The organism is Petrocella sp. FN5, from assembly GCF_029210395.1.
In the GTDB taxonomy this organism is placed as follows: Bacteria; Bacillota; Clostridia; order Lachnospirales; family Vallitaleaceae; genus Petrocella.
In genome coordinates this window covers 13,905-34,931 of sequence record NZ_JARGDP010000001.1, presented here as the reverse complement: position 1 = coordinate 34,931, position 21,027 = coordinate 13,905, and the positions used below count along the sequence as shown (strand labels likewise).

Genomic DNA, 21,027 nt, shown 5'->3' with positions numbered 1-21,027 from the left:
CTGCGTCTATAGATTTTTGCTACTATGATTTTACCACAAGGATGAAAAAGCCACCAGTATCTTTCTCAAATCCATTTAGATGTTGTGGCTAAACTATTGTTTACACGTCCTATTTCCTGTATAATGCTATAAGACTGAATGGAGAACTTCAGATGAAATAATAATGAGAGAGGTAACATAATATGGATATTTCACAGGTAACGAAATTAATTGTTTTGGCTTTTTATTTACTTTGCATGATTGGTATCGGCTATATTGCCTACCGTAAGACCAGTAATTTTTCCGACTATGTGCTCGGAGGCAGAAATCTGGGTAGCTGGACAACCGCTTTATCTGCACAGGCATCCGACATGAGTGGTTGGTTACTTCTTGGTTTACCGGGTGCGGCCTACCTGGGTGGTATTCAAGCAGCTTGGATTGGCATTGGATTAGCGCTAGGGACTTATGTCAATTGGAAAATGGTCGCAAAAAGATTAAGACAGTATACAGAACTTTCAAAGAACTCCTTAACTCTTTCGGATTTTTTTGAGAACCGTTTTAGAGATGATACTAAGATTCTTAGAGTCGTTTCAGCCTTGGTCATCATTGTCTTCTTTTCCGTTTATACTTCAGCCCAATTTGCTGCCGGTGCTAAATTATTTGAACTGGTTATGGGTATACCCTATATGTACGCCTTAATTCTAGGCGGGTTTGTCATTGTTCTTTACACTTTTCTCGGTGGTTTCATGGCCGTTTCATCAACAGATGTAATACAAGGTGTTCTAATGTTTATAGCTTTAATGATTGTTCCGATTATCGCCGTTGCAGAACTTGGCGGTTTTGGTGAGACATTTTTAGCTCTTAAGTCTGTTGATGTAAGTTATATGAATCTTTTCAAAGAAACCGGAACAATGACTAACATTTCTTTCATTGTCATCATTTCTAATTTAGCTTGGGGACTTGGGTATTTTGGGCAGCCACATATATTGGCAAGATTCATGGCAGCCAGATCCTCTGACCACATAAAAAAAGCCAGACTCATCGCCATGATCTGGGTTATTCTTACACTCTTTGCTGCTGTTTTTGTAGGTATGGTTGGCAGACTTTACTTTGTTGATGCCCCTGTTGCAGATGCTGAAAAGGTATTTATGCATATGGTGGATGGTATGTTCATACCCGTCTTATCCGGTCTTTTTTTATCAGCCATCTTGGCGGCTAGTATGAGTACTGCTGATTCACAACTTTTGGTTACAGCCTCCTCTATTTCTGAGGATTTTTACAAACAGTTTTTTAAGAAGAAGGCCGATGATAAAGAATTGATTTTAGTTGGTCGACTGTCTGTAGCCATCGTATCTGCAATTGCTATTATTATTGCCCTTAACCCTAACAGTTCTGTATTTGGTTTGGTTTCTAATGCTTGGGCTGGCTTTGGAGCCGCTTTTGGGCCGGTTATATTGCTTTCGCTTTTTTGGAAGCGTATGAATAAATGGGGTGCCATGGCTGGTATGATCTCAGGTACTTTGACAGTCATCTTCTGGATTACCCTTGCGAAGAATTTTGAAGGTGCTATTTGGCAGATTTATGAAATCGTACCGGCCTTCATTGTAGCTCTCGTAGCCATTGTTCTCGGTTCACTCCTTACTGCACCACCAACTCAAGAAATCACAGATGAATTTGATGCTGTCGTTTTAATGGAAATATAGAATCTTTAATAGATGATATTAAGGGCTGTCACAAAAGACCTACCACAATTATAGTATTGTGGTAGGTCTTTCTATACTTTTTATACTCCTTATATGTCAACTCTTTATTTTATTACTAGTATGATCGCTTCAACACATGCTTCAACATCCTTAAGGCTACAATCTACAACAGTATCACAATAATGATTATATAGTGGTGTTCTTTCATCATAAACATCTTTGAGACTTCTACCTTTACGCATAATAATGCCTCTGGATTTTATATTGTTGACCCTATTCTCAATTTCATCAAAAGGGACATAGAGGTAGACAATCCTTCCCAGTTTTTTCAAATGATTCATGGCTGCTTTGGAGTATATCACACTTCCGCCTGTCGCAATCACTGTGTTTTCCACCTTCATTGACATAATCACTTTTTCTTCAATATCAAGAAAAGCTTTAATCCCTTGTTGATTTATTGTATTTTGAAGTAATGCCCCTGTTTTTTTCTGAATGAGCAGATCGGTATCAAGGAATTCTTTTCCTATAGCTTTTGCAAGTAGAATACCTAAAGTACTTTTCCCTGCGCCTGACATGCCAATAAGTATGATATTCATATAGCCTCCTTCATAATCTTATGTTCAAAAAAGTTTATAATTCGTGTTAAGGGTTCGTATCTATTGGAAAATAATTTTATTGTTCAGCCTCACATCTACAAGATGAAAAGATCCTATTTTTATGCTATGATAAATAATAGCCTAGGCATATTCGTGCCTAAAAGGCTTCTAAAAAAAAAGAAAAATATGAGGTGTATAATGGAGATAGGTATTAATGCAAGTAAAAGAATCCGAATGAATCCAAAAATGATTAATAGACATGGGCTTATTACCGGTGCAACCGGCACAGGAAAAACTGTAACCTTAAAAGTACTGGCTGAGACTTTTAGTGAACATGGTATACCCGTTTTTATGCAAGATATTAAAGGGGACCTTACGGGTTTTATTGAACCCGGTTCAAAAAGCGATAAGTTTCAACAACGCCTTAAACAACTTGGACTTGAGAGTGTTGATTTTACAACTTACCCGACGACTTTTTGGGATATCTTTGGTGTAGAAGGCCATCCTATTCGGGCAACTATTTCAGATATGGGTCCACTTATGCTTAGTAAATTACTCACACTCAATGACGTTCAGACCTCCGTTTTATACACAATCTTTAAATTTGCAGATGAAAACGGCCTGCTTTTACTTGACTTTAAGGACTTGCTGGCCATCCTTAAGTACATTACTGAAAATGGGTCTATACTGGAAGGACAATATCGTAGTATTAGTAAAGCAACACTCGGTGCTATTCATCGAAAACTTATTATTATGGAGCAGGAAGGTATTGAGCATTTTTTTGGAGAGCCTGCTTTTAATATTCATGATTTGCTTACGTTCGGCAACATGGGACGTGGTATGATTCATGTCCTAGAATCTTCAAAGCTTTCTACCAACCCCAGTCTATATTCTACATTTCTTCTATGGTTACTCTCCGAACTTTTCGAAGATTTAGATGAAGTTGGCGACCTAGACAAACCACGACTGGTATTCTTTTTTGATGAAGCACATTTGATTTTTAAAGATATGTCCAAATCATTACTAGATAAATTCGAGCAGATTATTAAGTTAATACGCTCAAAAGGTGTCGGTATTTATTTTGTTACTCAAAATCCCCTTGATATCCCCGAATCAGTACTGGCCCAGCTCGGCAATAGAATTCAACACGCCTTACGTGCCTACACACCTAAAGAGCAAAAAGCAGTACGTGCTGCAGCAGAAACCTTCAGGCAAAACGAAACTTTCGATACAGCGGATGTCATTTCAAATCTAGGTGTCGGAGAGGCATTGATTTCCTTCTTAAATGATCAAGGCATACCCAGTATTGTTGAGAGGGCCTATATTATGCCCCCAAAAAGTAAGATCGGTCCCGTTGCTGAGCAGGAGACCGTCATCAAGCACATTCATCAATCTTACTTCAAGAATAAGTACAACCAAAGTTACGACCGCCATTCTGCTTATGAGGCCCTAAAAGAAAAGGCGCTTCATATGCAAACGTCTTCAACTACTAAAGAAGATGTCAAAAAAAGTGTTCGTAAGACCGATTCTCCCTTGGATCGATTTATGAAGTCAACCGCTTCTTCCATCGGTTCTCATCTAGGAAGGACTTTAATTCGTGGCATACTTGGCTCACTTAAGAAGTGACACACCTTGGAAAGGACATTATAATACATCTTTATAGAAAACGTTTCTTCATCTTAAATAACATCCATTTCATTTCTTGCTTCAATCTGGATGTTTCTTGTTCATAGTAGATCAGCAATCGGTCCATTTCCTTCTTTTTGAGAGAAATGGACTTTTTTTTCATGAGTGTCTTAAGCAACCTTTTATTTTCCCTAATATCATTAAGCCCACCGACAGTTTTGTGAATATTACTATAAAGCTCACCATCGTCCTCATCTATAAAAGAAACAAGGCCGGACTCTGCTAAATATAAAAATTTTTTTCCAAATATTCGAAGCTTATGCAAGGATTTTAAATCCTTAATCGATACTGTTTTAAGAAGGAATACGTAGTCTCTATTGATATCTTCTTGTATTTTATATTTTAAGGCTATAGCCTCATGATGCGACATTGACTTTAATCCAAAACTCACTTTTTGAATCGCCTTTTCTTGGCCTAACAATTTCTTCTTAATCTTTTTAATCATTTTTTTGTTTTCATCTTGTATAAGATTACTAACTTCCTTAACAAATTTAGGCGACATCTCTGCTTTTTTTAATGACTTTCTAAAAACTGTAAGCTTTCTTGATAGCTCTAAGTCAATAAATATCTCTTTAAGAAACGCATCCAATCTTTTGATGTCTTTGGACTGATATCCCTTAAGCAACCAAATCATCGCTCTTAAAGTTCTAATCTCAGTTCGAATATTATGAACCCACTTACCATCTATTGATTCCTCATCCACATCCTTTAGAAGCGACCATAAATGGACATATTTTTCTTTAAAAATCCTATCCATTTCATCAAAATCTTTCATAACCATTTTGAAAAAAAGTTTATAGGCTTGTTCACATCTTAATTGCTCATATTTTGGAAGATATTCTCCAATCTCTAGTTTATGAGCCAAAGCATCACAATCCTTGATCAACTCATCATATGGACCATCAATTTGTTTTTTTCTATTATGCTTGGCCACTGCGTCCACTATTGTCAGTTTTGTCACTTCATCCACATCATAATCCGTAAGCCACCTATAAGTCAACTTACTACCCACAGTAGCATGTTCTTTACCTACAGCATTTTCTGTAATTCGGCCCATGTCATGAAGCAATGCAATGGCCTGAGCAACCTCTGTATTTAAACCCCGTCGTTTTGCCATATCAAGGCTTAAGCGCTCAACCGTTCTAACGTGCTGATAATCGTAGCTTTGTTGACCCATTTGGTCAAGCACTTCATATACTCGGTACCTGATTCTTTCCAAAATTCCACGTTTCAAATTCATCTAATTCCACCTACCCTCCTACATTTTATTACATTTATACGCTCTTACTTCATTATAATGTATAATTCTATAACTTGCTATGATTAGTTTCACAAAAAAAAGTACAATATGTCAACACTTTAACATATTGTACTTCTTATGTTTTTATTCTTCAACACCTAGGCCAGACATCCATGTCCCAAATGAAGATACATCCTCCATGGTAAGGTTATATTTATCATCTATTCTATTAAGCAATTCATAGGCTTCCCCTCGTACAGATTCATCCAGTATATGATTATTACTTGACACCAATTCCATAAAATCCGTTACAAGCTCAGCCATATAGCTGTCCTCCAATGTCTGTATCTCTTTGAATACTCTTATAGAGTCTTCCTTTAAACGTTGATTATCATAGTCAAAAGTCGGTGAATTGTCTATGCCCATAAGCAACATACTCATATGGTCTTTAAAACGAATGGCCATATACCTTTCATATAGTGTACCCTCATATTCTTCCAGCATTTTCTCCATACCATAGGTTCTTGCTGCAATGGTGTCACCATCAACAACAAATCCACCATCTGAAGCCATGGGTTCAAGGCTATCAATCGCCAATGTGATCAGTAAGTCTCTCATTGGTTTTGTATTATAATCTCTGTTTTTTGCAAACTCCGTAAAATCAACAAGGTAAAATAACATGCCTTCGGCACTGGCAATATAATAACCTTGATTTTTTGCTGCCAATAATAATGCCTTTATTTCTGCATCTTCAATTTTATCTACATTCTGACTTAACTTAATATACTTATAATCATATGGTTTTGCTTCTAGAAAAAATCGGTCCAAAAAATCCGGTTGCAATACATAAGATTCTAAATCACTATAGTCTTCAAAACTGTTCCTGCGCATTCCGGAAATAGCATACGCTGTAAACAAATCTGCTTCTTCTGAGGCCAATTTACTGATTCCTTCCTTGTATAAATCATATATAGCTTTGGAAGTGCCCTTTTCATCATATAAAGTTCTCATATCCTTTACCCATACTTTTTGTGCATCAGAAGATACCGGTTCATCTGACTGTTTAATGGGTAAAGCGCTTCGATACGCCCCTAATATATCCTCATATTTTTTCTCCACTACATTTATTACCTCTACTTCAAGCTGAGGCAATTTAAGATTTTCATCTTCTTGATTTTCCAAGGTTTCTTCAACATATGTCGCCTCTTCATCCACTTGCTGAGATTCTTTTGATTGGCAACCATATAATAATATGGTTCCTAGAACCATGAGCATGATATATAATGCTTTTTTATGATTAAAATGCTTTTTCATTTTCTTACCTCGCCTTCTTGTCCATATGCCTTACGCTTTATTGGACGTATCAACCTATTAAAAAGATGCATTTTCAAGGTCATAGGACGGATTTCCTATGATCTGACCTTATGTTATACTTTTTATATAGGTTAAAACCTCTATCGCAACCACTTTAATACATTATTTTTCTTTACTAGGATGTGATTTCATGAACAAAAGCGCCACCAAAACCTTTTTTAAGCAATTGGATCGTCGTTTTTTCATGGAGCAGTACAAAGATTTGGCTCATGTCGATCGTGCTTTTCCCATTGGTTTTGGACAAACCATCTCACAACCTTCACTTGTTCTATACATGACAGAGCTTCTTGAACTTAAGCCTGAGCATAAAGTTCTAGAAATAGGTACAGGTTCCGGCTATCAGACGGCTTTTCTAGCACAGTTCTCCAAATGGGTCTACACCGTTGAAACCATAGAACCGCTAATGAAAAAAGCGGAAACACGCTTAAAAGAATTGAACTATCATAATATTGACTTTGTTCTAGGGGATGGTACTTTCGGCTTAAAAGAACATGCCCCTTATGATCGCATCATCGTAACCGCTGCAGCAAGAGAAATCCCGCCACTTCTAATTGACCAGCTAAGTCCGAATGGTAGGCTTCTTATCCCAGTTGGAAATAAGGATAGCCAAGACCTAAGCCTTATAAGAAAAGACAGTGCGGGAAATATTTCAGTTTCTTTTATCGAACCTGTTAGATTTGTTCCACTTGTTGGGGACTATGAGTTATAATAATACACCCTTATTTAAAAGCTTACTCTCCTAATCAAAATAAAGAGAAGTCCAACTTATGATAAGCATGGCCTTCTCTTTATTATACTTTACCACCTATTCTACTTTTTCAATATCGTGAATAATGCTTGCGTTGTTTTCATCTACTTTAAATGAAATCATTACCCGATCACCTTCTGTAAGATTGTAGTCACCAAAGTTTGCTTTTACGGATTCAGAGAATCTAAATGCTTTGAAGGTATTTTCCACAGAAATATCTGTGAGTTCAACCTCGATGCTATTGGAATCAATCTGTCCGACATAAATACCTGTTGTCGTCTCCATATCTTCATCCATATCTTCATCCATAACCGGTTCTTCTTCCTCTTCCGGTAATATGTTTTCTGTTACTTCCTCTGTCGCTTCCTCTGAAGTATCTTCGTTCATTTCTTCTTCAATGACATCTGAAACAACCGGCTCTTCCTCCACGACTTCTGGAGTGCTCTTAAAGCATCCTGAAAAAAGTCCTACGACTATAATCAATATGCCAAAAATCATCCACTTCTTCATAAATAAATACCTCCTATGTATGTATATTCTGTTCACTCTTTTTAGACGTATGAAATATAAAACTGTTCCATTTTATGTCTATTTTCCTATTCCCAACCATAAAAGATTCACCAAGTGCGTCGCCTCATAACCTGTATCCACCACTTGCCCCGTTCTTATTAAGCTTCTCATTTTATGTTCTAATAATGCTTGATAGGCGAATCCGATATCCATATAGCTCCATCTTCTAGAAAAACAATCCGACGCAATCCCCTCACGTATAATCTCATACACTTGTGCTAATTTAAGGTTTTGCCAATTCTTAAAAAACTGTGCTGTTTCCTCTTCCAAGTCAAAAAACTCTTCAAAAAAAATCCTATAAATCATTTTATTCTCTTGAAGTTGGTTAAGAGAAGATTGAATGAGATAAATAAGCTTACTTTTGGTATCACCTTCAGGTAGATCTTTTGGATGTTGTAAAATCATTGGTTCTATAAGTGCTAATAAGATATCATCCTTGGAACTAAAATACTCATAAACTGTCGTTCTGGCAATTTTTACATTTTTTGCTATTTCTTCAATCGTAGTAACCATAAACCCTTGTTTGACAAACAAACGATGCCCTGCTTCTAGAATCTGTTGCCTTCTTGCTGCTGCATTCATCTCAGCCCTTGCCTCCTATGAAATCCGACGTTGTGTCGTTATACTCTCATATTACCCGACGCATCGTCGTATGTCAAGTAAATCAAAAACAAGCTATTTCATAAGTCGGCCATGAAAGGTTTTTAGGGAATCATTTTACTAATCCTAATACTTGAATTTTGCAATCCTTGTCTGCATATCCTCAGCCAGTCGAGATAAAGCATCACTGGCATTGGAGATCTCTGCCATCGATGCTGCTTGTTCTTCCATCGTAGCTGATGTTTCTTCCGAACCGGCAGCATTTTCTTCTGCTATCGCTGCTAAACTTTGCATGATCTCTGCCAACTCATTCTTTTTATCATCCATCATACTAACTGAATCTAGCGCTCTATTGATAATGGATTTAACATCTTCGACCTGTTTGGAAATACCGTTAAATTTACTTTCAGTAATACTAACACTTTCAACCTGTTCTTTAATAATTGCTTGAACTTCTTCCATTGACTTTACAGAGCTTTTCGAGTTATCTTGCAACTTCTTCAACATATCGTTAATATCTTTTACTGATGTCGTGGATTCCTCAGCCAGTTTCCTGATTTCGTCTGCAACCACTGCAAAGCCTTTTCCGGCTTCACCAGCTCTTGCCGCTTCTATGGCTGCATTAAGTGCCAACAAGTTGGTTTGTTCTGCTATGCCTCTGATAAGCTCACTGGCCTGTCCAATCCTATCTGCGCTCTGATTGGTCTCTAATGTACTATGGTAAATTTTTTCAATGGCCTTGTTGCTATTTTGGGTTTTTGTATTAAGACCTATAATAACCTCTGTACCTTCGTCTTTAAGCACGGTCAATTGCCTCATAGCTACATCTACCTGCTTCATATCCTTAAGGTCTTCTTCAATAATATGGCTGATTTCATCCGTTCTCATAACGCCATTTTCAGTGTCCTTTGCCTGTTCTGTGGCACTTTTTGCAATTTCCTCAATGGTTCTAGCCACTTCATCCGCTGCATATGCTGATTGTTGACTGGTTGCTGTTAATTCTTCTGAAGACGCTGCAACTTGTTGTGATGTGTCTGATATATGTTTAATGAATTCACGTAAATTGTCTGTTACACTTTGAAAAGCTTTTGCAAGTGATCCTACTTCATCTTTTTTGCTAATATAGACTTGTGGTACATCCTCAGTAATATCCAAATTGGCAATTTTTTTGGAATGCTCAATAATCCCAATAATCGGTTTCACAATAGAATCCCCTAGAATATAACATAGGGCTATACTGATAATAAGTATAATCACTGTCGCTATCAAAATACTTTTTTTGAAGTGTGGGTATGGCCTGTAGCACCTCTCCCGCATTGGCTGTTATAACTATAATCCAATCCGTTCCTTCAATACCCGTGTATCCGATATATAAATCCGTTCCATCATATGTGTATCTATCTACATTATCCTCACCTGATATGATGGTCTCAAACTGAACAGCCAATGATTCTAGACTTGGATCTTCTTCTAAGGCGCTTATTGGATTAAATTGATCTAAGACCATTTGACGGTCAATATGGGCCACAACCGTACCTTTATTATTAATCATATAAGCATAACCGTTTTCACCATATCCAAGATCATCTGTTATAACACTAAGCGCATTACCATCTCGTCGTCCTACTAAAACCCCGACAACCTCACCATTGTTTTTAATAGGTGTGGCAAACATTAATACCGCAGAATTTGTCACTCTACTGATAATAACATCAGAAACATTGGATTCTCCCTCAAATGCTTTTATAACATAAGACCTATCCCCAAGTTCAGCGGTTGTTCCATCATGATAATTGGTTGTACCGTCTGGACTAACGACCCCTAAAGCTAAAAAACCCGATTCTATCATTTGTTTTTCCATAACCGTTTTTTGCTGTTCATAGTCCATGCTTTCGATTTCCTTGATTTTTGCAATGGTTTCTAGTGATTGAATACCTGTTTCAATCCGACTTTCCGTGAGCTTGGCGCCCTCTTCTGCCAATAGTACCAATGATGCCTCCGCATTCTCCGTTACAGTCCTACCAATAATAACTAGAGAAATAACACCAAAGCTGGCCGATATCAATAAAATTAATATTGAAAAATAAACCACCAATTTGCTTTTAATACTTTTCATAATATGCTCCTTTCGTATTTAAATAATAAAAACCACCAGTCAAATAAAGACCGATGGTTCGTGAGATACGCGTAATTTATCTTATGTCCAAACGGCAACCTGGCAGTCATAGTCATCCCTTAGACCCATAGCTTTGCGACACTATCTTTCGACAGCTGTGCCTGTTTCATTTATGTGATTAGATTGGACAGGATTGACATTAATCTTGCCAATGAATTTCTATTCATTTTTCTTCTTAAAGTATAATTATACTACAACAGAGCATAAAAGTACAGTTAATCCCGCATTTCCTTTATTAAAAACCAGAATTATTCTATTTCCTGTTTTTTCTAAGAAGGCTTTTTAATCTTATGGCTTAAATACAACAACAAGTAGCATTTTAAATTGTTTCTTAGCCAGCAAAGCATGTGGCACATTTGAAGGCATTATGATGGTTTCTCCTTTTTTTAGAAAAAACACCTCTTCACCAATCGTAATCTCTGTTTCACCATCCATAACATACACCATGGCATCTCCAGATGAGGCATGGGAGCTGATTTCCTCTCCTTGATCAAAGGCAAAAAGTGTCATGCTTAGGTTCTTTCCTTGTGCTAAAGTTCGACTTACAACCTGTCCCGTTTGATAATTAACAAGGCTTGCCATCTCCATGGCTTGTGAAAATTCTATGTTTTTAATAAACTGTTCCATAGTTGGTCCTCCTTAAGGATTTGATTGGTTTATAGTCATTATTATAGACTTCATCCTTAGAGATTACGGTACCATAGGTTACTAAACTACCAGCCTCTAGAGCTTCCACCGCCGCCACTTCGACCGCCACCGCCACCAAATCCGCTGCCACCGCTACCGCCGCCTCTACCTGAATTCCTTACAATCATATACAACACAACTCTTGTCATGCGTCCACGATTAAATATTAAGTCTAACATCATAAGCATGATGCCGATTATAATAAGAATCACATGGAATATTCTTATATTTCCTTCTTCCTCTTCCGTACTGGGATAATAATAAACATTCTGACTGGTAATCGCCGCTTCATCAAGGCCGTACTCTATAAATACTTCTTCTGCAAGTTTTAAATATGTTCCTATGATACCTGCATCATAATTGCCCTCTTGAAAATGCCCAATAAGGTAGTCATCTTGTATCCGTCCTGTTTTTGCATCATTTAAGGCACCCTCTAGACCGTAACCCACTTCAATACGAGATCGTCGATCATTTAGAGATACCAACAATAGTAAACCATTGTTCTTCGTTGCATCTCCAATGCCCCACTCTCTAAAAAGATTAAGCGCATAAGACTCAATATCCTGACCTTCTAAGCTATCTACAGTAACAACAACAATCTGCGCACCTGTTTCTTGCGCCAAAGGCACTGAAATATTCATGATGGCTTCCTCAGTTGCAGTCGAAAGAATACCCGCAAAATCATTGACATAGAATTCTGTGGTATGGCTTGGATAGCTTTGACCAAATATCACCGACATAGAAAGCAGCATAGATAGAATAAACAACGCTGCTATAGTTTTCTTCAATCTAATCCCCCCTAATTATTAAAATCTACAGTAGGGACTTCACTTGCGCCTTCACTGGCTTCAAAGTATTCTGCCGACTCAAAACCAAATGTTCTGGCAAAAAGGTTCATAGGGAACTGCTTCGCAGTACTATTAAAATTTCTGGCCACAGAATTGTAATCTTGTCTAGCTACGGCAATTCTATTTTCAGTTCCTGCCAGTTCATCGGCTAATTGTCTGAAATTAGCATCTGATTTTAGCTCCGGATAGCTTTCTGATATTGCAAGCAATCTTGATAAAGCACCGGACAATTGTGCGTCAGCTTCTGCTTGTTCCCCCACTGTACCAGCACCCATCATTCGTGCACGTGCATCTGCTATGTTATTAAATATTTCTTGTTCTTGACTGGCGAATCCTTTTACGGTTTCAACCAAGTTTGGAATTAAGTCATTTCTTCTTTGTAATTGATTATCTATCTGGCTTAGAGACATACTAACCTCTTCATCTAAAACGACCAAACTGTTGTATCTTGATACCACCATGCCACCTGTACCAAAGATGACTAAGACGACTACTGCTATAACGATTAATGCTATACTACCTTTTTTCATATTAACACCTCTTCTGAATTTTCATTTTCTTGATTGTTAGGATGCCTACTATAACTGTATGAGCATAATAACAAAATATCTTCTATATTGTACCATTATACTTTATGCCTTACTATGATATGCCAATCGATTTAATCATTTTTTAATGCTTTTCACTTAATATTGACAATAATGGATCTCTTAACCCTATATAAAAACTCAAGAATCCCATTTATAGGATTTCTTAGTAATGGATGAGGCTACCTTGTTATTCAAGAGCTAAGAAATCCTCTGAGAAAGTTGTGTCATTACAATAGAAATTCTAATCTTATTATGCTATAATGAGATTGTTAATGATAATGATTATCTTCAAGCGCTACATTGTTATTCGGATTATACTTACCTTGAAAGGACTGATTACATGTTGGGTTGGTTCAACGCTTTTTTATTATTTGTGCTCCTCTCCTTTCCAATTGCTATTGAAGTGAACAAACGTTGGCTAAAGGGAAAAAACAAAAACTATAATCAATTCTTAAAAAAAGGTCGTAAAATGCATCCCTATGTCGGTGGTCTATTAATACTATCCGGACTTATTCATGGTTATCTGAAACTGGGTCGTTTTGACTTTCATACCGGCTCATTGTTATTATTGGTTTTGGCTTTGAATGGTTTTTTAGGTCTGCTTTATAAACGTAGCAAAAAGAGATCTTTAGCAAAGGTCCATCGATATATGGGTGTTTTGATTGTATTACTCTTTTTACTTCATTATCTACGTCCTTGGTATTTTATTTAACCTATGGTTAAAGTGTCAAAACTATATAGTTGAACTTTTATATGCAATAGTCTATAATTTTGAGAAACTTAGTTTTAACACTTTAATTAACCCAGACTGTTTAAAGAAAGTGGTGATGATATGAAATGGTTCCTAATAACTCTTGTAGTATTAACATTATCCCTAACCGGTTGTCAATCGGATGAGGCTACCATTGTTCCAATTGATGAGGCAGATGTGCCCATTGAAGATGAACAACCTATTGACACCGATGAACCTGATACGGGTATGGATGAACCTGCTACAGATATAGAAAACATTGAATTAACCCTAGAGGCTTTAGCTTCCTATAATGGTAAAGATGGTATGCCTGCATATGTCGCACATAACAACATCATTTATGATGTATCGGATATTCCCCAATGGGCTAATGGTACCCATAATGGTCAATACGCCGGAACAGACTTAACCGGCAAAATCGAAAAAGCACCTCATGGTGTAAAAAATCTTGAACTGGCAACAAAAATAGGTATAATTGTCGAATAATAAGGTGTTATCTCTTATCTTGATGAAGAAACAGGACCCAGTCAAAGGCATCTAGCCTTTGTCTGGGTCCTGTTTTAGTGAGTTACACATTCCAACTATGAATTAAATGCCAACTCTATCTAACTCCTTCAAGTTGTATTGTCGAATTAACTTCATCAGCTTAATCGGATATTGTGGATCCGTTGCATACCCTGCTCGCTTAATGGCCCATGCACCTAAGCTACTGTGATACATCACATCTCTAAAAGGTGCATATCGATCTGCATTGAACAACAAGCTTTTATGATCGTTCCAGCTTTCTTGTGCGTTATTGTATGCTCTAAAATTCGCATCTACTCTATAGGTTACGCCATTATAGACTTCCCATGTATTAGACGTGACAGATCCATTGGTTGCTGAACCTTTTATACCAAAAAGGTTATAAGAAAACTTACCACTGTATTTATCCCTTGGCACGCTTTGTCCCCAACCGGTTTCTAATATGGCTTGTGCTGTTTGTAACGCCGCCGACATGCCTGTACTGTTCCAAGATGTCTTTGCCATACCGGATGAAAATGCTAGAAACTTGTCTTTTTCTATTATGGCCTTTGGACCAAAGGTTTTATCCAAATATATCCTAAAATCTATGGTCTCTGATATGATTTTAGTACCATTGTAGTAACCTTCCGCTTTCAATGATACTTGCCCCCCATCGGATGCTGTTGGCTTAAATATCCATTCACTATCAGCCGGAATATCTTGTCCGACAATCTTGGTTGACCCTGTACTTTTATTAATCAGAATATAATTGACTTTATCCATTGTCACATTACTATTTACATTAAGCTTCGTTTCACCGGTTAATACTTGATTAGGACCGACACCTGAGAGTTGGAGTCTTGGACTACCATCTACTTTCACTTGAATATAAGCACTTTCTCGTGTTGTTCCGCCTGCATCAATCACTCTGACTTTTAGTGCTTTATTTCCAGAAAAGCTTTGATCTGGAAACCATCTATAACCACCATAAGGTAGGGTTGCCAGTACCGTTTCCACACCCGTTTTTTCATCTTTGATTAAGTAGGTTGTTTCTCTTACATCAAAATTCCTTGATGCCAGCAAGGTGACTGGCTTATTCACCGTCATACCTGTCGTGACGCCGGTCAAGCTAAGGCTTGCTTCAACCTGAACACTAAAAGTATAGGGTGCACTATGGTAGACCTTTCCCGTAGCATCATAGGCCATCACTTTAACACTATAATTCCCTTCTTGGGATTTAGTAGGTGTCCACGTATACGAACCAAAAGGATCTTGTTCAATGACCGTTATAACTTTACCGGTGCTTAGATTGGTAAGCTCATAAGTAAGATGTTCCGCTATGAAATTCACATTCGGCTTAAGTACCACTGTTTTCTGAATGACTTCATCATGAGTAAGTCCTTCTAATACAATATTAGGCGTTACTGAAATAACCACCGGCACTGCATCTGCAGCGATTAGTTTATTGTTCTTATCATAGAGTGCAACAACCATGACCTTATTTCCATTCTCTTCAAGGGAAGGCACATATATTAGGCTATTTGAATCGCCCAAGCTTCTACCGACAACAAAACCGGTAGCTGTTTGTCGGTCCACAAGAAGCAATCGCGTCTCTGCAAGCGATGTCTTATAACGGTCACCAAAGGTGAACGTTACTGCTGTTTTACCTTGAATCGTTTGTCCTGGGGAAAGGGATGATATGACAACCTCATGAAAGGGTGCTTTTACAGATGTTTTATTCGAGTCTACAAGAACTTCCCTTGTCTCATTCACCCACTCAATACCAATGCCAAAAGCGTTACTGATTAATCTCAGTGGTACATAAGTACGACCCCCAAGGATGAGGGGTGTCACATCACTCACTTGATAAGAAGCGCCTTGATTATAGCCTACTAAAGCGCTACCAATCTTGAGAAAAACACTTTGATTTCCTTTAATGACTTCAACTGTTCTATTATTGGGGTCCCAGTTAACGGTTGCTCCAATTTCCTCTGTAACAAACCGTATGGGTACCATGGTTCTACCATTTTGAATAATGGGTGTGGACAATTCTGTTATGTCTTTTCCATCTACAATCAAACGAATATCTTGGGCATGGCCCTGGATGGTCAGCATGCTTGATGTGATGATATATATTGCAGATAGTATAAGACTTAGTGTTATAATTCTAATCAACTTCATAAGAAACCTCCTTCGACCCATCGGTCATACTTATTATAGCAGATATGTTCACTTTCAATCTAGATATGCATGATTTTGTAACCCTATTGTCATAAGACGACTTAGGCATGTGGATCATTCGCTATTTTGATGGATTCTATTAGGTTTTGATTATAAATATATTTTTAATGTTTATTTATACATTATTTATATGAACTTTCGACATGTTCTGATATACTCAAAGCATCACAAATGACGATAGGAGTATATGTATGGAATTTCATAAAATATTACAGATGAATATAGGTAATAAGCACCTTGACATCCTGAAAAATACAGAGTTTATTGAAAATATTCAAGAATTTGGGGTCATACAACAACTGTACCGAGCCGCGATTAAAGAGGTACGCACCAAGTTGGAAATACTAGATGAAGAATTCCAGATCAAACACGACCATAGTCCTATTCATCATATTGAATACAGACTCAAGTCACCACAGAGCATCATGGATAAACTCATGAAAAAAGATCTGGAAATCAACACCCAAAGTATATGGAACAACTTGTCGGATGTAGCCGGTATTCGTGTTATCTGCAACTACATTAACGACATCGATCGAATTGCTGCTTTTTTAATACAACAAGATGATGTCACCTTGATACGGCGTAATGATTATATTGAGAGCCCAAAGTCAAACGGATACAGAAGTCTCCATCTCATTGTTGCTGTGCCTATATTTCTTTCCGACTCGACAGAACATGTCAAAGTTGAGGTACAGATTCGTACCATCGCTATGGATTTCTGGGCCAGTCTAGAACACAAGTTGAAATACAAGACCCAAGATGAGGTCTCCGAAGATCTTCGTGATCGTTTATTGGATTGCGCCAACTCTATTACACTCTTGGACTTAGAAATGCAATCTATTTATGAAGGTATCAAGTCTGAACAAGATGATTGACCTATAATAGACTTAGAACTTATCTTAAAGAGCCTACTTATAAAGAGCATCCGATTGTTAAAAACATTTGGATGCTCTTTATAAGTAGGCATAACTCTATTCATTTTCTAAATTATAACCTACTTCACACTTTTGTTTCGGTTGTTTTGTTTTGTTGACATATATAGATAATCAAGTATAATTCAAGTTACAAAAGATTCGACATCCAAACAAGCACTATAACCATAAATGAAGATCCATAGGAGTACATCATGGTAAAAAAAGTAACCTTAATGAGCTTAGCTATCCCCATATTCTTCGAGGTCATACTCTTTATGACCCTTGGCGTTATTGATACCTTGATGTTAAGCCGTATATCTGATCAAGCAGCCGGAGCAGTGGGTATCGCTAATCAGTTAATTAATTTCACTAATATTATATTTACAATTATTAGCGTTGGTGCTGCCATATTAATTGCTCAGTTTATCGGCGCAAAAAAATGGGTTGATTGTCATATGACCATCATAGTCGCTTATGTTGTACTAACCATCATAGGTGGGCTTTGTTCTATCGGTCTTTTCTTCTTCGGTCCGGACCTATTAATTCTTATCGGTATCACACCAGGTCTTATGGGTTATGCCAATGATTATATCCGTATCGTAGGTATCTTTATGTTTCTTCAAGCTTTCTTAAATATTTCTACAGTTACGATGCGTAGTTACGGCTACAGCAAACAAACACTTTATATAACTGCAACGATGAACATTATTAATATCGTCGGTGACTACGCCTTGCTTTTTGGTGCTTTTGGTTTGCCGGCTCTTGGTGCAGCCGGTGTTGCTATTGCTACTTCAATCAGTCGACTGATTGCGGTTGTTTTATCAACAATTTTTGTGTTTAAGCACATTGTACCACTCTCTGCCATAACCTATATTAAGAACTTCCCCAAACACATATTAAGGCTGTTGTTAAAGCTAGGTTTTCCTGCTGCCCTTGAAAACCTCTCTTATAATGTCAGCCAGATTGTGATTACAGGTATTGTACTGGTCTATCTCGGCGAAGAAATGTCTATCGTACGTACTTATGTTGGCAGCATCGTCACCTTTGCCTTAATCGTTACTATTGCTATTAGCCAGGCCAATCAAATCATTATCGGTCGCCTTATTGGTGAAGGACTTATAGATGAGGCTTATCATGTCTGTATTAAGAATTTTAGGATTGCTTTTTATGTTATGTGTGGCATCGGTGTTATCTTTTATTTTTTTGGTGGCCATCTCATGGGCATTTTTTCAGACAACCCTAGTATTATAAAATGGGGTATGATTATTCTTTCAATCGATGCCTTTTTAGAGCTTGGACGCATTTTTAACATCGTTTTTATCAGTGGTCTTCGCGGTGCTGGTGATGTTGTTTTCTCCGTTGCCATCGGTCTCGTTTTTATGTGGGGCATTGCCGCTGCCGGTGCTTATGTTTTTGTCGTCATCTTTGATTGGGGGCTTCCTGGCGTATGGCTTGCCTTGTTATTGGACGAATGGGTACGTGGCATCTTGAATTTTTTAAGATGGCACAACAAAAAATGGGTCACAAAAGCTTTGGTATAGTGCCTTCTTTAACGAATAAAATTCGTAGCGATGCGTTTCTCCCGTTCCGGTTGGCCTATCCCAGCCGTTTTCCCAGCCTCTAAACACTTAAGTAACCATACCATGTTCTTCCCAAGGGTTCTCATAATCTGCATCCCTTCAAGGTCTTGCTTGACTTGATCCGGCGTATTGCCATGGACCATGTTCCAATATTGTGAGGGTACCATTGGCATATTACTAATAGCAAAATATTTATTTAACTGATCTAGAGCTGCTGTGGATCCACCTCTTCTACAACTGACAATGGCCGCTCCTGGCTTATAAGCATGATGCTTAGCCGCATAAAAAAATCGGTCAAGAAAAGAAGTTATAGCTCCAGATGCTCCTGCATAATGAACCGGTGAGCCAAAAATATAGGCATCTGCGACTTCAGATTTCTCAATAATTCGATTGACGATATCATCATCAAATATACAGCGGTTATTGGCACATTTGCCACAACCTGTACACCCTCGAATCGGTGACTGCCCCAAGTGGACCATCTCCACTTCGATGTTTGCGCCAATCAGTTCTTTTTCCACCTCTTTCAAAGCGGTATAAGTGCATCCCTCCTTATGAGGACTTCCATTAATCATCAATACTTTCATCGCTACCTCCTTGTGACCATCTTTTACTTAATTATTGGTTTACCAATCTGATTATATCATATATTCAACGTAGTATTCTCCTGAAATCCCACTCAAAAAAAGGCCTCTAAGCTTTTATCCACTCAGAGGCCTCGTTGATATATTTTTATTAACCTAATGATACCCTTTAATAAAAGCCTTTGTCCTATCACTCTTAGGGTTACCAAAAACTTCCTCCGGTGTACCCTCTTCAGCTATAATGCCTTCATCCATAAAAATAACATGATTGGCTACTTCTTTTGCAAAATTCATCTCATGGGTCACAATCACCATGGTCATATGCTCTTTTGCCAATGATTTAATGACCTTAAGCACCTCACTGGTCAGCTCAGGATCTAAGGCAGACGTTGGCTCATCAAAAAAGAGGACCTTTGGATTCAGAGCTAAAGCCCTTGCTATTGACACCCTTTGTTGTTGACCGCCAGAGAGCTGAAAAGGAAATGCATTTTCTTTTTCCGACAAACCCATTTTTGTAAGCAGCTTCCGACCTATATCATATGCCTCTTCTTTACTTTTATTCTGAGTATGAATCAAAGCATCTGTCACATTCTTCATCACTGAAAAATGAGGAAATAGATTGAAGTCTTGAAAAACAAGACCAAAATAACTACGAATCTTTTTCAGCTCTGCCCCTGTAACCTTATGAGGTTTACCCTCCTGATCTGTCTTAAAGGCCGATTCTCCCAGATAAAGAATGTCACCGGCATCAATGGACTCTAGCATGGTCGCGCATCTCAGTAAAGTTGACTTCCCGGAACCGGATGGACCGATAATTGCAACCACTTCTCCCTGCTGAACTTTTAGGGATATGTTCTTAATGACTTGAAGGTCACCAAAGCTTTTTTTTAGCTGTCTTATTTCAAGTAAACTCATATGATGACCTCCTATCTGTAATAACTTAATTTATTTTCAATTTTTTCCATTACCGTTGCAACCACAAAGTTAAAGACATAGTAGAAGACACCGGCTGCCACATAAGGCATCATATTGGCTTGAGCTGAAGCCACTGCTCTAGCCACAGTAAACATTTCTGTAACCGATATAACATAAGCTAGAGAAGTATCTTTTACCAACGTTATTACCTCATTGGTAATAGAGGGGATAATACGTCGTATGACTTGTGGCATGATGATTCTAAAGAAAGTCTGCATTTTGGAATAACCAAGAATCTTTGCTGCCTCATATTGACCGACGGACATAGATTCTATACCACCTCTATAGATTTCAGCAAAGTAGGCAGCATAGTTTAATGCAAAGCCAATGATAACTGCATAAAACCTGTAACCTCTTGGCATACTTAGACCTAATATATAATAAGGACCAAAATAGACAACCATCAATTGAAGCATCAAAGGTGTTCCACGCATAAATGATATATATACCTTAACAAAATTTCTCAATATGGGATTTTTGGACATTCTACCGAGTGCCACAATCAACCCTAAAGGAAGTGAGAGCACCAAGGTCAAAGCAAATATTTGTATCGAGACAATCATACCGTCACTTAAATTTGATAACAGGGTCAATAAATCCAAAACATCCTCCTAATTAGATCACTTTATCTTTAATATGATTAAAGTGTCAAACTATATAGTTGTGCTTTTACATACA

The 21,027-nt window shown here is 37.7% G+C and carries 21 protein-coding genes and 1 riboswitch; of the genes, 7 read left to right on the top strand and 14 right to left on the bottom strand.

The genetic code is table 11. The annotated features are described in order from the left end of the window. The first annotated feature begins 182 nt into the window (after positions 1 to 182). Positions 183 to 1,682 (top strand): sodium/proline symporter PutP, encoded by a 1,500-nt coding sequence (gene putP, locus P0N36_RS00185; RefSeq protein ID WP_275840666.1) that lies wholly within the window; start codon positions 183 to 185, stop codon positions 1,680 to 1,682. A 104-nt stretch (positions 1,683 to 1,786) separates the two neighbouring features. Here the strand turns inward: putP and P0N36_RS00180 are convergent, their stop codons facing one another. Then, entirely contained in the window at positions 1,787 to 2,278 is a 492-nt protein-coding gene (locus P0N36_RS00180) for a shikimate kinase (protein WP_275840665.1), read from the bottom strand. A 198-nt stretch (positions 2,279 to 2,476) separates the two neighbouring features. On the opposite strand from P0N36_RS00180, the gene P0N36_RS00175 reads away from it, so the two are divergent. Continuing rightward, complete coding sequence (locus P0N36_RS00175; RefSeq protein WP_275840664.1) at positions 2,477 to 3,904, top strand: helicase HerA-like domain-containing protein; 1,428 nt, start codon at positions 2,477 to 2,479, stop codon at positions 3,902 to 3,904. Between the two features lie 31 nt (positions 3,905 to 3,935). Here the strand turns inward: P0N36_RS00175 and P0N36_RS00170 are convergent, their stop codons facing one another. Beyond that, positions 3,936 to 5,204, bottom strand: a complete 1,269-nt coding sequence (locus P0N36_RS00170; protein WP_275840663.1) for an HD domain-containing protein — start codon at positions 5,202 to 5,204, stop codon at positions 3,936 to 3,938. 144 nt (positions 5,205 to 5,348) lie between these two features. Next, complete coding sequence (locus tag P0N36_RS00165) at positions 5,349 to 6,518, bottom strand: hypothetical protein (RefSeq protein WP_275840662.1); 1,170 nt, start codon at positions 6,516 to 6,518, stop codon at positions 5,349 to 5,351. A 190-nt stretch (positions 6,519 to 6,708) separates the two neighbouring features. On the opposite strand from P0N36_RS00165, the gene P0N36_RS00160 reads away from it, so the two are divergent. Further along, a complete protein-coding gene (locus tag P0N36_RS00160; RefSeq protein ID WP_275840661.1) occupies positions 6,709 to 7,287 on the top strand; it encodes a protein-L-isoaspartate(D-aspartate) O-methyltransferase in 579 nt (192 codons plus the stop codon). 96 nt (positions 7,288 to 7,383) lie between these two features. Here the strand turns inward: P0N36_RS00160 and P0N36_RS00155 are convergent, their stop codons facing one another. From P0N36_RS00155 to P0N36_RS00125, 7 genes are all read right to left on the bottom strand, one after another. Then, positions 7,384 to 7,836 (bottom strand): hypothetical protein, encoded by a 453-nt coding sequence (locus P0N36_RS00155; RefSeq protein ID WP_275840660.1) that lies wholly within the window; start codon positions 7,834 to 7,836, stop codon positions 7,384 to 7,386. Positions 7,837 to 7,914: 78 nt separating this feature from the next. Beyond that, positions 7,915 to 8,478, bottom strand: a complete 564-nt coding sequence (locus P0N36_RS00150) for a TetR/AcrR family transcriptional regulator (RefSeq protein WP_275840659.1) — start codon at positions 8,476 to 8,478, stop codon at positions 7,915 to 7,917. Positions 8,479 to 8,622: 144 nt separating this feature from the next. Then, positions 8,623 to 9,699 (bottom strand): methyl-accepting chemotaxis protein, encoded by a 1,077-nt coding sequence (locus P0N36_RS00145; RefSeq protein WP_275840658.1) that lies wholly within the window; start codon positions 9,697 to 9,699, stop codon positions 8,623 to 8,625. Beyond that, positions 9,674 to 10,612: a PDC sensor domain-containing protein gene (locus P0N36_RS00140; protein WP_275840657.1), complete on the bottom strand. Its 939-nt coding sequence runs from the start codon at positions 10,610 to 10,612 to the stop codon at positions 9,674 to 9,676. The genes P0N36_RS00145 and P0N36_RS00140 overlap by 26 nt, the downstream gene beginning before the upstream one ends. A 90-nt stretch (positions 10,613 to 10,702) precedes the next feature. Next, a riboswitch (cyclic di-GMP riboswitch) is annotated at positions 10,703 to 10,784 on the bottom strand. A gap of 176 nt (positions 10,785 to 10,960) precedes the next feature. After that, entirely contained in the window at positions 10,961 to 11,299 is a 339-nt protein-coding gene (locus P0N36_RS00135; RefSeq protein WP_275840656.1) for a cupin domain-containing protein, read from the bottom strand. 86 nt (positions 11,300 to 11,385) lie between these two features. After that, positions 11,386 to 12,147, bottom strand: a complete 762-nt coding sequence (locus tag P0N36_RS00130) for a TPM domain-containing protein (protein ID WP_275840655.1) — start codon at positions 12,145 to 12,147, stop codon at positions 11,386 to 11,388. Between the two features lie 11 nt (positions 12,148 to 12,158). Beyond that, the gene (locus P0N36_RS00125; protein WP_275840654.1) at positions 12,159 to 12,737 is read right to left on the bottom strand and encodes a LemA family protein; all 579 of its coding nucleotides are present in this window, start codon (positions 12,735 to 12,737) and stop codon (positions 12,159 to 12,161) included. A gap of 400 nt (positions 12,738 to 13,137) precedes the next feature. Here P0N36_RS00125 and P0N36_RS00120 point away from each other — a divergent pair, with 400 nt between their 5' ends. Beyond that, on the top strand, positions 13,138 to 13,509 hold the full coding sequence (locus P0N36_RS00120) for a hypothetical protein (protein ID WP_275840653.1): 372 nt from the start codon (positions 13,138 to 13,140) through the stop codon (positions 13,507 to 13,509). A gap of 120 nt (positions 13,510 to 13,629) precedes the next feature. Further along, entirely contained in the window at positions 13,630 to 14,034 is a 405-nt protein-coding gene (locus P0N36_RS00115) for a cytochrome b5 domain-containing protein (protein WP_275840652.1), read from the top strand. A gap of 102 nt (positions 14,035 to 14,136) precedes the next feature. On the opposite strand, the gene P0N36_RS00110 is transcribed toward P0N36_RS00115, so the two are convergent. Next, on the bottom strand, positions 14,137 to 16,233 hold the full coding sequence (locus P0N36_RS00110) for a stalk domain-containing protein (protein WP_275840651.1): 2,097 nt from the start codon (positions 16,231 to 16,233) through the stop codon (positions 14,137 to 14,139). Positions 16,234 to 16,484: 251 nt separating this feature from the next. On the opposite strand from P0N36_RS00110, the gene P0N36_RS00105 reads away from it, so the two are divergent. Both P0N36_RS00105 and P0N36_RS00100 read left to right on the top strand, forming a co-directional pair. Next, entirely contained in the window at positions 16,485 to 17,171 is a 687-nt protein-coding gene (locus tag P0N36_RS00105; protein ID WP_275840650.1) for a GTP pyrophosphokinase, read from the top strand. Positions 17,172 to 17,422: 251 nt separating this feature from the next. Next, on the top strand, positions 17,423 to 18,751 hold the full coding sequence (locus P0N36_RS00100; protein ID WP_275840649.1) for an MATE family efflux transporter: 1,329 nt from the start codon (positions 17,423 to 17,425) through the stop codon (positions 18,749 to 18,751). Between the two features lie 8 nt (positions 18,752 to 18,759). Here the strand turns inward: P0N36_RS00100 and P0N36_RS00095 are convergent, their stop codons facing one another. The 3 genes from P0N36_RS00095 to P0N36_RS00085 all read right to left on the bottom strand — a co-directional run bounded on the left by P0N36_RS00095 (position 18,760) and on the right by P0N36_RS00085 (position 20,951). Next, positions 18,760 to 19,377, bottom strand: coding sequence for a flavodoxin family protein (locus P0N36_RS00095; protein ID WP_275840648.1), 618 nt, complete (start codon positions 19,375 to 19,377; stop codon positions 18,760 to 18,762). A 153-nt stretch (positions 19,378 to 19,530) separates the two neighbouring features. After that, positions 19,531 to 20,289, bottom strand: coding sequence for an amino acid ABC transporter ATP-binding protein (locus tag P0N36_RS00090; RefSeq protein ID WP_275840647.1), 759 nt, complete (start codon positions 20,287 to 20,289; stop codon positions 19,531 to 19,533). An 11-nt stretch (positions 20,290 to 20,300) separates the two neighbouring features. Continuing rightward, a complete protein-coding gene (locus P0N36_RS00085) occupies positions 20,301 to 20,951 on the bottom strand; it encodes an amino acid ABC transporter permease (protein WP_275840646.1) in 651 nt (216 codons plus the stop codon). Positions 20,952 to 21,027: the final 76 nt, after the last annotated feature.